Raw genomic sequence first — 12,462 nt, 5'->3', positions numbered from 1 at the left:
GATGGGCTGGACCCTGGGCCGCTACTTCTTCTTTCGCTACGTGTCGATCACGATCTGGTTCTTCATCGGCCTTCTGGCGCTGGTGTTCCTGATCGACTTCACCGAGCTGTCCGGCCGCATCACCGGCCTGCCGGGCTTCACCTACGGCACGGCGGTCGCCATCTCGGCGCTGAGGATGCCGATGATCATGCTGCAGACGGTGCCGTTCGTCGGCCTGTTCTCGGCGATGGCGACGCTGGTCTCGCTCAACCGAAAATACGAGCTGGTGATTGCGCGCTCGGCCGGAGTGTCGGCCTGGCAGTTTCTGTTGCCCTGCTGCATCGGTGCGCTGTTATTCGGCATATTGTCGGTCGGCGTGCTCAATCCGATCGCCGCGCATGGCTTCTCATGGTCGGAGCAGATGGAAAACCAGCTGCGATCCGGCAATTCGAACGCGGTGGCGGCCGATGCCACGCCGTGGATCCGCCAGAAAACCAACTCCGGCGATACCATCATCGGCGCCCGCGCCATCCTGAACCAGGGCCTGGAAATGGCCGACACCGTGTTCTTCGTCCTCGATCCGCAGGGCAATATCGTCGAGCGCAAGGACGCCGCCCGGGCCTTTCTGCGCGACGGCTACTGGGAATTGCAGGACGTCAAGGTGTTCAAGGACGGCAACATCCGTTCCGAAACGACCGACCAGTTGCCGACCAACCTCAAGCCGGAATTCGTGCAGGAACGGCTGGCGCGCCCCGAAACCATCCCGTTTTACGACCTTCCCGGCAAGATTGAGGTTGCCCGCTCCTTCGGCCTCAAGGCAAATGCCTTCGCCATGCAGTTCGATTCGCTGGTGGCGTTACCGTTCCTGCTTGTGGCCATGACGCTGATTGCCGCAACAGTTTCAATGCGATTTGCGAGGATGGGGCAGTCGGCAACGATGATTCTGGGTGGCGTCCTCGCCGGCTTTCTGCTTTATGTCGTTTCGGTATTGGTCAAGGCATTCGGCGTTGCGGGATTCGTGCCCACAGCCGTGGCTGCATGGGTTCCGGTTGTCGTGGCTATGTTCTTTGGGGTGACATTCCTGCTATACAAGGAAGACGGCTAGTGAGGGAGGCGGCTTTGCGCAGCCATAGGCAGGCCGGTTTGGCGCGCCTCTATTCGGCGAGCGCCTTGGCATGCCTGCTCGCCTGCGGCGTGCTGACGGGCCCTGCGCTGGCGCAGGACGTTACCGACGTGGCAACGAAGGTTCCCTCCGGCTCCCAGATGCTGCTGGCGGCCGACACGCTCGTCTATAACAACGACAACCAGACGGTCACCGCCATCGGCGGCGTCCAGATCGACTATGGCGGCAACAAGCTCGTCGCCCAGCGCGTCGTCTATGATCGAAACACCAAGCGGCTGGTTGCCAGCGGCAATGTCGAGATCGTCAACAGCGACGGCACCAAGATCAACTCGCAGCATATCGACATTACCGACGATTTCGCTGACGGTTTCGTCAATGCGCTGCGCGTCGAAACGCCCGAAAAAGCCTATTTCGCCGCCGAAAGCGCCGAGCGCATGGGCGGCGTGCTGACAACGTTCCACAACGGCGTCTATACGGCCTGCGAGCCTTGCGAAGACAAGCCGGACAAGGCGCCGACCTGGCGGATCAAAGCCAGGAAGATCATCTGGAACGGCGAAAAGAAAACGGTTCGCTTCGAGAACGCGAATTTCGAATTCTTCGGTTTCCCGCTGGCTTATCTGCCGGCGTTCGAGATCGCCGACCCTACGGTCAAGCGCAAAAGCGGTTTCCTGATCCCCAGCATCGGCTACAACAACCGTCTCGGCGTCGGCGTCAAAGTCCCCTACTATTTTGCCCTGTCGCCGACCTATGACCTCACCGTTACTGGCAGCGGCTACACCAAGCAGGGTTTCCTCGGCGAGGCCGAGTGGCGCCAGCGCTTCAACAATGGCCAATACACGCTGAAGCTTGCCGGAATCAACCAGCAGGACCCTGGCGCTTTCCGTGATTTCGCGGCTTTCCCCGGCGGCTACAATGTCAATTCGGGGCCAGCAGGCGATCCGAACAAATTCCGCGGGATGATGGGCACCAAAGGCCAGTTCGCCATCAATCCGCGCTGGGACTTCGGCTGGGATATCCTGCTTCAGACCGACAAGAATTTTTCGCGTACCTACACGATCGAAGGCTACAACGACGCCGTGCATCAATCGTCGGTCTACCTGACCGGCCTAAACGACCGCAATTATTTCGATGTGCGCGCCATGCGCTTCCAGGTTCAGGAAAACACACCGGACGGCAACGTCGCATCGCGCAGCGACAAGCAGCCCTGGGTGTTGCCGTCGCTCGACTATGCCTACATCCCCGACATGTCGGTGGCCGGCGGCCAGCTGTCGTTCAACGTCAATGCACGAGTCATTCGCCGCGACGATCTCGATCAGGCCTATTTTACGCCCTACGTGCCGGGCTCCGGCGTCCAGCGCGTGCGCGGCATCGAGGGCGAATCCGGTCGCCTCACCGCCGAAGCCGAATGGAAGCGTACCTTCACCACGGACGGCGGATTGCAGTTGACGCCCCTTCTGGCTCTGCAGGGCGACGTCGACTATCTCAACGCTTCTTCGGCTTCGCTGACTGCGGTAAACCAGATGGCAACGAATGTCGGTGCCGCCGACGACATGCGGTCTTCCTTCGCCCGTTACATGGCGACCGCCGGCCTTGAGATGCGCTGGCCGGTGCTGTTCTCGATGACCGGCTCCAGCCATATCGTCGAGCCGATGGCGCAGGTCTTCATGCGCCCGAATGAGCAGTATGTCGGCGGGCTCGCCGTTCCCAACGAGGATGCACAGAGCTTCGTCTTCGACGCCACGACGCTGTTCGAGCGCGACAAGTTCTCCGGCTACGACCGCGTCGAAGGCGGCAGCCGCGCCAATGTCGGGTTCCGCTATTCCGGCGCCTACGACGATGGCTGGGGCACCAACGCGATCTTCGGCCAATCCTACCAGTTGGGCGGGCGCAACTCGTTCGATTCACCGGATCTGGTCAATGCGGGCGCCGATTCCGGCTTGGAGACTTCGACCTCCGACTATGTCGGCCTTGTCGGCTTCAGCAGCCCGAGCGGCTTCTCCGGTTCGCTCAGCGGCCGCTTCGACGAGCAGACCTTCGAAGTTCGCCGTGCCGAGGTGAAGGCCGCCTATTCCGGGCTGCCGGTTTCGCTGAGCGCCAAATACGCCTTCATCCAGGCTCAGCCGCTCTATGGTTTCACCACCGACCGCCACGAAGTCACGCTCGGCGCCTCGACACACCTGGCCGAAAACTGGCGCGTCTTCGGCACCGGCACCTACGACCTGCAACAAAGCGTGCTGGTCAAGGACGGCGTCGGCTTTGCCTACAATGATTCCTGCTTCACCTACCTGATGACGTACTCGGAATCACGCGACATCAACACCAAGGAAGTGTCGCAGAATGTCGGCTTCAACCTGTCGTTCCGCACGCTCGGCGATTTCGGCTCGTCCCAAAGCTCGATCGACTCCATCCAGTAGAGCCGGCTGACGACATCGTTTTGCCGCATAAAGCGGGCACGGATTTCGCCAATATCGGGCTGGAATCGGCCAAAACCGGGTAGAATTGGGATGCTTTCGATGAGGAAATACCTGTTTTCGGCAGGATTCGCGCTCCTGTTGGCGGCGACCTCGGTCTCTGTCACCATGATGGTACCGCCGGCGTTCGCCAGTGAAATCAAGTATGTCGTCAACAACATGCCGATCACCACCGGCGACATCGCGCACCGGGCTGCCTTCCTGAAACTGCAGCGCAAGAAGGGTGACGCGGGTCAGGAAATGATCGACCAGACGCTGCGCATGGCGGAGGCCAGGCGTCTCGGCATCCGCATCTCCGACGCCCAGGTAGAGGCTGCCTATCAGCGCTTTGCCTCGAGCAACAAGATGCAGCTCAAGCAGCTCGACGGTGTCATGGCGCAGTCCGGCGTGACCAAGGAGCATTTCAAGGAATTCATCCGCTCCCAGATGGCGTGGAACCAGGCGCTGAGCGCACGCTACAGCGGCGGCGGCGGGGAGGTGAGCGAACAGGATCTGGTCAAGCGCATGCTCGAAAAAGGCGGCGCCAAGCCAAGCGCCACCGAGTACATGCTGCAGCAGGTGATCTTCGTGGTGCCGAAGGCCGAGCGCAGTGCCACACTCGCCAAACGCAAGCGCGAGGCTGAAGCCATGCGCGCCCGCTTCAATGGCTGCAACACCACGCGTGAATTCGCCAAGGGCCTGATCGACGTCACCGTTCGCGACCTCCCCCGATTGCTGGCGCCGCAACTGCCGCCGGACTGGGCCGAGCAGATCAAGGCCACCAAGCTGGGCGGCGCCACGGCCGTGCGCGAGACCGATCGCGGCATTGAATTCATCGGCATCTGCTCGTCGCGAGAGGTTTCCGACGACAAGGCGGCCCAGATGGTGTTCCAGAGCGAAGGCAGCGGCGACAAGAACGCCGACGAGCTCTCGGCCAAATATGTCGAAGAGCTGAAGGCGAAAGCCAAGATCGTTACGCGCTGAACCGGCCCAGCCGTGCGTGAGACAGAGCTTCCGCTGGCGCTGAGCGTCGGCGATCCATCCGGCGTCGGTCCGGAAATCGCCATTGCCGCGTGGCAGAGCGCCCGCGGTTCCGGTGCCGCGCCCTTCTATCTTCTCGCCGATCCGGCGCTGATTGCCGCGCGGGCGCGCCGGCTCGGCGCGGCGGTGGCAATCGCCGAGACGGTGCCGGCCCAAGCAGCTGGTGTCTTTCGACACGCCTTGCCCGTGGTGCCGCTGGCGGCCCACTTCACCGACGATCCCGGCCGGCCCGACCCGGCCAATGCCGCCGGCATCATCGAGGCCATCGATCGCGCCGTCGCCGACTGCCTTGCCGGTCACGCGGCCGCGGTCGTCACCTGTCCGATCGCGAAGAAGCCGCTTTACGATGCCGGCTTCGGCTTTCCCGGTCACACCGAATATCTGGCGCATCTGGCCTCGCTCCACACCGGCGGCACGGTGACGCCGGTGATGCTGCTCGCCGGCCCCGAATTGCGCACCGTTCCGGTCACCATCCACATCGCGCTGGCCGAGGTGCCGAAGACGCTGACGACGGAGCTGATCGTTGCCATCGCGCGCATCACCGCCGGCGATCTTGCACGCCGTTTCGGCATCGCCAGGCCGAGGCTCGCGCTTGCCGGCCTCAATCCGCATGCCGGCGAAAGCGGCGCCATGGGAACAGAGGACGAGCGCATCATCCGTCCTGCGGTCGACATGTTGCGGGCGCAAGGCATCGATGCCTTCGGGCCGCTGCCGGCCGATACGATGTTTCATGCGCGCGCCCGCGCCGGCTATGACGTGGCGGTCTGCATGTATCACGACCAGGCGTTGATCCCGGCCAAGGCGCTGGCCTTCGACGAGGCGGTCAACGTCACACTCGGCCTGCCGTTCATCCGCACCTCGCCCGATCACGGCACAGCCTTCGACATCGCCGGCAAGGGCATCGCACGTCCCGACAGCCTGATCGCGGCGCTGAAGCTGGCCCGCCGGCTGGCCGATACCGGCGCAAAGCCCGCAGTTGCATGAGCCAAAAATCATGAGCCCAAAATTCATGAGCATTGACGGGCTGCCGCCGCTGCGCGAGGTGATCGAGCGCCATGGACTGCAGGCAAAGAAGGCGCTTGGCCAGAATTTCCTGCTCGACCTCAATTTGACCGGCAAGATCGCGCGGGTAGCCGGCGACCTCAGCGACAGCACGGTCATCGAGGTCGGCCCCGGCCCCGGCGGGCTGACCAGGGCGCTGCTCTCTGCCGGTGCCCGTCGCGTCGTCGCCATCGAGCGCGACGAACGCTGCCTTGCCGCCTTGGCCGAGGTCTCCAACCACTATCCGGGCCGGCTCGAGGTGATCAGCGGCGACGCGTTGAAGACGGATTTTGCCACTCTTGCCAAAGCCGCGTCACAAGGCAGCGGCCCCGTGAGGATTGCCGCCAACCTGCCCTACAATATCGGCACCGAGCTGTTGATCCGTTGGCTGACCGTGGCGGACTGGCCACCCTTCTATCAATCGATGACGCTGATGTTCCAGCGCGAGGTGGCCGAGCGCATTGTCGCCGGTGCCGGCAGCGATGCTTATGGCCGGCTCGGCGTCCTGGCGGGCTGGCGGACCGAGGCGAGGATCGCCTTCGACGTGCCGCCGCAAGCGTTCACGCCGCCACCCAAGGTAACGTCGTCGGTGGTGCATCTGGTGCCGCGCGCCAGCCCTTTGTCAACCGACGTGAAAAAACTCGGTCGCGTCACCGAAGCCGCTTTCGGCCAGCGCCGGAAAATGCTGCGGCAGAGCGTGAAGAGCCTGGGTGGCGAGGCACTGCTGACGCGCGCCGGCATCGATCCGACCCGGCGTGCGGAGACGCTCAGCGTCGAGGAATTCGTGCGGCTGACAAACGCGGTTTGACCGGCGCGCTAGCGCGGCCGTGGACCCAAATCGCATCCTGTGTGACAGCGATGACAAGCAGCATATAGCGGCATGCAGTTGCCGGTGAGTCGCCGAGCGTGATATTGTCGTCATATGAAAAAGAGTACCTCAAGCCTCCGGCCGACCCAAAATGGCCAGTTTGTCCTGACCAGCGGCAGGGGCGAAAAAATCAGCGCGGTTGAAGGCTTGAAGCTATCGCAACGTATGGGCTTCATTCTGAAGGAAAGCCGTGAGCGCGGCCTGAGCGGGGATGAGCGCAGGGCGCTTATCAAGGACCAAGTAACCCGCAAGAAGTAGGATCGGCAGGTGGTCTATGCCGCTGAACATGATCCGCTGTGCTACCCAGGCACGACCGTTCTCCGCAACAGGCTGAATATCAAAGACCAGGCCCAATTCGATGAATTCGAGTTGGCACTTTTCCTGACCAGGGCCGACGAACATATCCCCGCAGGCCGTCTGGATTTCGTGCACTACAAGGCTGTCCATCATCACCTGTTCCAGGACGTTTATGAATGGGCGGGAGAGGTTCGCGCCATCCGCATCGGCAAGGGGGGCAACTGGTTCTGCTATCCTGAGTATATCAACCAGGAAATGCATAGAATTTTCGGCGAACTCGCCGACGGTGATTATCTCTGCGAACTCGACCTCGACGCCTTCGCCGTTCGGGCCGCGCATGTTTTGGCCGAAATCAATGCCGTCCACCCGTTTCGCGAAGGCAACGGCCGCACGCAGCTTACCTTTCTGGCAATGCTGATGGAGAATGCGGGATTCCCATTCAATGCCGATATGCTCGGTCGCGAAAACGTCCTGAATCCGATGATTGAGAGCTTTGCCGGCGAGGAAACCCCATTTGCAGAACTCATAAAAGATATCGCCAGCCAGTAACAGATGCCCACAGCGTCCATATTGCCAGATCGTTTGCCAAAGACGCCTTCATGGGACAGCCGGCCATCGGGGAACGACAGCTGCCTATTCCGTCTTCTCGTCCAGCAACCCCGAGACGAAATCGAACAGCCCGGGCCGGCGGTCGCGCCGCAGCCTTTCCGCCGTCACGATGCCACGCACTTCGGCGAAGGCGCGGTCGAGATCGTCGTTGACGATGACAAAGTCATATTCCTTCCAGTGCTCGATCTCGTTGCGGGCGTTCTTCAGCCTGGTCTCGATCACGTGCTCCTGGTCCTCGGCGCGGCGCTTGAGGCGCGACTTCAATTCCTTCATCGACGGCGGCAGGATGAAGATCGAGACGATGTCGGCGCGCATCTTCTCCTTGAGCTGCTGGGCGCCTTGCCAGTCGATGTCGAAGAGCATGTCACGGCCCTGCGCCAGCGCCAGTTCGGCCGGCTCGCGCGGCGTCGCGTAGCAATTGCCGTGCACCTCGGCCCATTCGAGCAACGCGTCGGAATCGCGCAGCCGCTCGAACTCGCGCGTGGTGCGGAAGTGATAGTGGACGCCCTCGATCTCCGAGCCGCGGCGTGGCCTGGTGGTGACCGAGACCGATAATTCCAGGCTGCCGTCGCTTTCCAGCAGGTTGCGCGCGATCGTCGACTTGCCGGCGCCCGACGGCGACGACAGGACCAGCATCAGCCCGCGGCGGCGAATGCGGGATCCGAGATCCCTGGCAACCATCGGCTCCTTGCCACCCATTCGGGTTTACTCCAGATTCTGGACCTGTTCGCGAAACTGGTCGACCACCGCCTTCAGTTCCAGCCCGATGGCGGTGACAGTGGCGGCGTTCGACTTGGAACACAGCGTATTCGATTCGCGGTTGAATTCCTGCGCCAGAAAATCGAGCTTGCGGCCGATGGCGCCGCCATTTGCCAGCAGCGCTCTGCCCGACGCCACATGCGTCTTCAGCCGGTCGATCTCTTCACGGATATCGGCCTTGGTAGCCAGGAACGCCGCTTCCATGTGCAGCCGGCCGGCATCGAGATTGGCCGACGCATCCATCAGCAGCCGCACCTGTTCGGCGATCCGCTCGCGGATTGCCGCCGGCTCGCGCGACGGGTCGGCCTCGGCTTGAAGCGTCAACGCCTCGATGGCGTCGATATGGCCGGAAAGCAGCGAACGCAGCGCTTCGCCCTCGCTCTGGCGTGCCTGCTCGAGGCCTGTAAGCGCCGTTTCCAGCGCCGACAGGATTGACGCGTCGAGTGCTGCCCGCACCTCCTCGGTTTCGCTGGTTTCAGGGATATCGAGCACGCCGCGCAGGGAAAGCAGACCGTCGGCAGTTGCCGGACCAACACCGAACTGGTCCTGCAGCCGCTTGGCCAAGCCCGCCAGATCCCTGAGGAAGGCTTCGTTGACCACTGGCTGCGCCTGCTGGCCGGCGGCGCGGCCGACGGTCAGCGTCGCCTGGAAATTGCCACGCGAAAAGCGCTTCTGCAGCGTCTGCCGCACAGTCGGTTCGAGCCGCTCGAAACCTTGCGGCAGCCGCAACCTGACCTCGACGCTCTTGCCGTTGACCGACTTGACCTCCCAGGCGATCGAGGCGCCGTCATGTTCGGCAACAGTGCGTGCAAATCCGGTCATGCTCTGCAAATTCATGATGCGGCTCGTGTCTCCCTGATGGTCCGATTCTAACAATTGCGCATGCGTTCGATATCACGGGCAGCGCGAATGTCAGAATCGCAATACCGGCAAGATGTTGATTTCCGCTGTCGTTTCGATCTCGCAGGGCTGAAATCGAGATTCAGAGGCACCCGAGCAAGACCGAAAACGCTTCGAACCCCGCTACTCGTTCAAAGCAGCAGCGCGTCCGCCTCTGTCCGCATCGCTTAAGGTCGATCCGTCTGAAAGCGCCGGCCTGCTACTGGGCGGCACCCGTATCGCCGGCATCACCGCTGTCACCGGCGGCATCGCCACTTGCGTCACCGTTGTCGTCGCCATCCGCCGGCGCATCGGTCTGGCCCGGAGTCTTGGCGCCCTTGGCGGCGTCTTCAGCCTGCTTCTTCTGCAGTGCCCGGTAGCGGGCAACGTTCTCATTGTGCTCGGCAAGCGTGGTGGCAAAGACGTGGCCGCCGGTGCCGTCGGCGACGAAATAGAGATCATCGGTCTTCGACGGGTTGGCGACGGCTTCGAGCGCGGCGCGGCCGGGATTGGCGATCGGCGTCGGCGGCAGGCCATTGATAAGATAGGTGTTGTAAGGCGTCTGTTTCTGGATGTCAGATTGATAAATCGGCCGGTCGGCGGGTTTGCCCTTGCCGCCGAACAGGCCGTAAATGATGGTCGGATCGGATTGCAGCCGCATGCCCTTGGCCAGACGGTTGAGGAAGACGGCGGCAACGCGCGAGCGCTCGTCGCCCCGGCCGGTTTCCTTTTCGACGATCGAGGCCAAGGTGACGAAGTCGTCGACATTGGCCAGAGGCAGGTCGGGCGCGCGCCGCTGCCAGACCTCGTCGACCAGCTTCTTCTGGTCGGCGAGCAGCTTGTCGACCATCTGTTGGCGCGTGGCGCCGCGGGTAAAGCGCAGCGTGTCGGTGGCGAGGCTGCCCTCAGCCGGCTTGGCGGCCGGCATGTCGCCGGTCAGCGCATCCTGCTCGGCGATGCGCTGCAGCGCCTGCTCGACCGTCAGGCCCTCGGGAATGGTCAGCGAGTACATCACCGACTTGCCGCTCTTCAGAAGCTCCATGATGTCGCGCATGGAGGCGCGCGGCTTTATCTCGTATTCGCCTGCCTTCAGCGCTGAATCATTGCCATAGACCCGCACGGCGATGCGGAAGATGCGGGCATCGCTGATCAGCCCACGCCGTTCGAGCTGGTCGGCAATATCCTGGACGCCGGTGCTCGGCTTGACCAGGAAGGTGTCGCCGGCCACCGACGGGCCCGGTTCGTTGAATGCCTGCTTGCCGAAATAGAGCGAAACGCCGGCGGCGAGGATCATCAACATCACCGCGGAGATGACGAAGTTCATGAACACGACGACTTGGCTGCGCGAGGCGCGCGAGCGCTTTGGTGGTGGTGTGCCGGCTTCCGGGCGCAAAGCTTCGGCCGCGGTCTTCGGCACGATCGGGCCGGTCTGCTGGTTTTGTCCGAATTGTCCGCTGCCGCCCGGATTGGTGTTCATTAGCGCCCTACCATCTGATCTCTTAGAGCGACCATGCGCCCGATTGGACTCACAGCGTGCCCTAACATTTCAAGCCTACGCATCGTGCTTTTAAAAAAGCGCCTTCGGTTTCAGGCCGATGCGACGAATCCCCAGCGGCAGAGTAGGCTTGAATATGGCAAAATTGACGACAGACCGCTGGCGCGCCGGTCGATACCGCAATCAGCCTGTATAACGCTGGAATACCAGCGAAGCGTTGGTGCCGCCGAAGCCGAAGGAGTTGGACAGCGCCACGTCGACCTGGCGATGCCGTGGCGTGTTCGGAACAAGATCGATCGCGGTTTCGCGTTCCGGGTTGTCAAGATTGATGGTGGCTGGCGCGATGTTGTCTCTGATAGCGAGGATCGAAAAGATCGCCTCGGCGGCACCCGCCGCACCCAGGAGATGGCCGATCGACGACTTGGTCGACGACATCGAGATTTTCGAGGCGGCGTTGCCGACCAGCCGCTCGACGGCGCCGAGTTCGATCGTGTCGGCCATGGTCGAGGTGCCGTGCGCGTTGATGTAGTCGACGTCGGCGGGCGTCAGCTTGGCCCGGTTCAGCGCCGCCGTCATGCAGCGGAAGGCGCCGTCGCCGTCTTCGGCCGGTGCAGTGATGTGATAGGCATCGCCGGTCAGGCCGTAGCCGGTGACCTCGGCATAGATCTTGGCGCCGCGCGCCTTGGCGTGTTCGAGTTCTTCCAGCACGACGACCCCGGCGCCCTCGCCCATGACGAAGCCGTCACGGTCGCGGTCATAGGGACGCGAGGCCTTCTCAGGCGTGTCGTTGCGGTCGGTGGACAGTGCCCGGCAAGCAGCGAAGCCGGCAAGCGATAGTCTGGTCACCGGCGATTCCGCGCCGCCGGCCAGCATCACGTCGGCATCGCCGAAGATGATCAGCCGGGCGGCATCGCCAATGGCGTGCGCGCCGGTCGAGCAGGCGGTGACGACGGCGTGGTTGGGGCCTTTCAGCCCATGCCGGATCGATACCTGGCCAGATACCAGGTTGATAATGTTGCCGGGAATGAAGAATGGACTGATACGGCGCGGTCCGCGCTCTTTCAGGATGATAGCGTTCTCGGCGATGCCCTCGAGGCCGCCGATGCCGGAGCCGATCATGACGCCGGTGGCGCAGCGCTCGGCTTCGGTGCTGGGCTCCCAGCCGGAATCCTTCAGCGCTTCGTCGGCGGCCGCAATCCCGTAAAGGATGAAGTCGCCGATCTTGCGCAGTTCCTTGGGCTCGAGCACGGCTTCGGGATTGAGCGTGCCGTTGGTGCCGTCACCGCGAGGAATGACGTGGGCGATCTTGCAGGCAAGATCTTCCACTTCGAACTCGGTGACGCGCTTGGCGGCGCTGCGGCCGGTCAGAAGTTCCTTCCAGCTGTGCTCGAAGCCCATGCCGAACGGCGAAACCAGGCCAAGGCCCGTGACGACGACACGCCTCATCGCAGGTCCTCCCCGGTGATGACTGCGGATAGTGTCAGGCCGAAGCCTTGTCGATGTACTTCACGGCATCGCCGACGGTCAGGATGGTCTCGGCCGCATCGTCCGGAATCTCGACGCCGAACTCTTCTTCGAAGGCCATGACGAGTTCGACCGTGTCGAGGCTGTCCGCGCCCAGATCATCGATGAAGCTCGCCTGCTCCGTCACCTTGTCGGCATCGACGCCAAGATGTTCGATGACGATCTTCTTGACGCGCTCTGCGGTGTCACTCATTTGGGGCATCCTCGTCTTTTGTTTGTCTGTCTTCGTTAACGGGCAGAATGCCGCTAATCAAGCTGAAAGATGGTCCTGCCGGAAACGCAACGATGCCGGACCGGTTTTTGCCCGAACCGCCGGGTTGCGGGCCGCATTACACGAAAAATGGCCGAGGTCCAAGGCGAAATGGTCTCTTTTCACAAGCCGGCCATGTCTTCTTAT

At 62.6% G+C, this 12,462-nt stretch carries 12 protein-coding genes; 7 read left to right on the top strand and 5 right to left on the bottom strand.

What is annotated here, in order from left to right:
• The first annotated feature begins 1 nt into the window (after position 1).
• The 7 genes from lptG (at position 2) to NLY36_RS26815 (ending at position 7,348) form a co-directional block, all read left to right on the top strand.
• The gene (lptG, locus tag NLY36_RS26845; RefSeq protein WP_023695591.1) at positions 2–1,084 is read left to right on the top strand and encodes an LPS export ABC transporter permease LptG; all 1,083 of its coding nucleotides are present in this window, start codon (positions 2–4) and stop codon (positions 1,082–1,084) included.
• Positions 1,084–3,516, top strand: a complete 2,433-nt coding sequence (locus tag NLY36_RS26840; protein ID WP_023695592.1) for an LPS-assembly protein LptD — start codon at positions 1,084–1,086, stop codon at positions 3,514–3,516. Before lptG ends, NLY36_RS26840 begins: the two co-directional genes overlap by 1 nt.
• Positions 3,517–3,606: 90 nt before the next feature.
• Positions 3,607–4,536, top strand: a complete 930-nt coding sequence (locus NLY36_RS26835; RefSeq protein WP_023695593.1) for a peptidylprolyl isomerase — start codon at positions 3,607–3,609, stop codon at positions 4,534–4,536.
• A gap of 12 nt (positions 4,537–4,548) precedes the next feature.
• Positions 4,549–5,577 carry a 4-hydroxythreonine-4-phosphate dehydrogenase PdxA gene (gene pdxA / locus NLY36_RS26830; protein WP_031199443.1) on the top strand — a complete coding sequence of 343 codons (1,029 nt, stop codon included), beginning with the start codon at positions 4,549–4,551 and terminating at the stop codon, positions 5,575–5,577.
• Positions 5,578–5,602: 25 nt separating this feature from the next.
• A complete protein-coding gene (rsmA, locus tag NLY36_RS26825) occupies positions 5,603–6,442 on the top strand; it encodes a 16S rRNA (adenine(1518)-N(6)/adenine(1519)-N(6))-dimethyltransferase RsmA (protein ID WP_023695595.1) in 840 nt (279 codons plus the stop codon).
• A 114-nt stretch (positions 6,443–6,556) separates the two neighbouring features.
• Positions 6,557–6,760, top strand: a complete 204-nt coding sequence (locus NLY36_RS26820; protein ID WP_023693963.1) for a hypothetical protein — start codon at positions 6,557–6,559, stop codon at positions 6,758–6,760.
• A 9-nt stretch (positions 6,761–6,769) separates the two neighbouring features.
• On the top strand, positions 6,770–7,348 hold the full coding sequence (locus NLY36_RS26815; protein ID WP_023695596.1) for a Fic/DOC family protein: 579 nt from the start codon (positions 6,770–6,772) through the stop codon (positions 7,346–7,348).
• Positions 7,349–7,432: 84 nt separating this feature from the next.
• Here the strand turns inward: NLY36_RS26815 and gmk are convergent, their stop codons facing one another.
• The 5 genes from gmk to NLY36_RS26790 form a co-directional block, all read right to left on the bottom strand.
• Positions 7,433–8,107, bottom strand: coding sequence for a guanylate kinase (gene gmk, locus NLY36_RS26810; protein WP_023672729.1), 675 nt, complete (start codon positions 8,105–8,107; stop codon positions 7,433–7,435).
• Positions 8,108–8,113: 6 nt separating this feature from the next.
• Positions 8,114–9,004 carry a YicC/YloC family endoribonuclease gene (locus NLY36_RS26805; RefSeq protein ID WP_023695597.1) on the bottom strand — a complete coding sequence of 297 codons (891 nt, stop codon included), beginning with the start codon at positions 9,002–9,004 and terminating at the stop codon, positions 8,114–8,116.
• Positions 9,005–9,266: 262 nt separating this feature from the next.
• Positions 9,267–10,523 carry an endolytic transglycosylase MltG gene (gene mltG / locus NLY36_RS26800; RefSeq protein WP_023715070.1) on the bottom strand — a complete coding sequence of 419 codons (1,257 nt, stop codon included), beginning with the start codon at positions 10,521–10,523 and terminating at the stop codon, positions 9,267–9,269.
• Between the two features lie 201 nt (positions 10,524–10,724).
• Positions 10,725–11,987, bottom strand: a complete 1,263-nt coding sequence (gene fabF / locus NLY36_RS26795; protein ID WP_023685687.1) for a beta-ketoacyl-ACP synthase II — start codon at positions 11,985–11,987, stop codon at positions 10,725–10,727.
• Positions 11,988–12,021: 34 nt separating this feature from the next.
• Positions 12,022–12,258 carry an acyl carrier protein gene (locus NLY36_RS26790; RefSeq protein WP_006203723.1) on the bottom strand — a complete coding sequence of 79 codons (237 nt, stop codon included), beginning with the start codon at positions 12,256–12,258 and terminating at the stop codon, positions 12,022–12,024.
• Between the last annotated feature and the right edge of the window lie 204 nt (positions 12,259–12,462).

Source organism: Mesorhizobium sp. C399B (assembly GCF_030323185.1).
GTDB lineage: Bacteria > Pseudomonadota > Alphaproteobacteria > Rhizobiales > Rhizobiaceae > Mesorhizobium.
Note: the sequence above shows the minus strand (reverse complement) of the source record. Positions and strands in the feature narration are given on the sequence as shown.

What these genes read in the sequence shown, in the direction of transcription:
- lptG (WP_023695591.1), top strand. Translation starts at nt 2, where the DNA reads ATGGGCTGGACCCTGGGCCGCTACTTCTTCTTTCGCTACGTGTCGATC.
- NLY36_RS26835 (WP_023695593.1), top strand. Translation starts at nt 3,607, where the DNA reads ATGCTTTCGATGAGGAAATACCTGTTTTCGGCAGGATTCGCGCTCCTG.
- rsmA (WP_023695595.1), top strand. Translation starts at nt 5,603, where the DNA reads ATGAGCATTGACGGGCTGCCGCCGCTGCGCGAGGTGATCGAGCGCCAT.
- NLY36_RS26820 (WP_023693963.1), top strand. Translation starts at nt 6,557, where the DNA reads ATGAAAAAGAGTACCTCAAGCCTCCGGCCGACCCAAAATGGCCAGTTT.
- gmk (WP_023672729.1), bottom strand. Translation starts at nt 8,107, where the DNA reads ATGGGTGGCAAGGAGCCGATGGTTGCCAGGGATCTCGGATCCCGCATT.
- NLY36_RS26805 (WP_023695597.1), bottom strand. Translation starts at nt 9,004, where the DNA reads ATGAATTTGCAGAGCATGACCGGATTTGCACGCACTGTTGCCGAACAT.
- mltG (WP_023715070.1), bottom strand. Translation starts at nt 10,523, where the DNA reads ATGAACACCAATCCGGGCGGCAGCGGACAATTCGGACAAAACCAGCAG.
- fabF (WP_023685687.1), bottom strand. Translation starts at nt 11,987, where the DNA reads ATGAGGCGTGTCGTCGTCACGGGCCTTGGCCTGGTTTCGCCGTTCGGC.
- NLY36_RS26790 (WP_006203723.1), bottom strand. Translation starts at nt 12,258, where the DNA reads ATGAGTGACACCGCAGAGCGCGTCAAGAAGATCGTCATCGAACATCTT.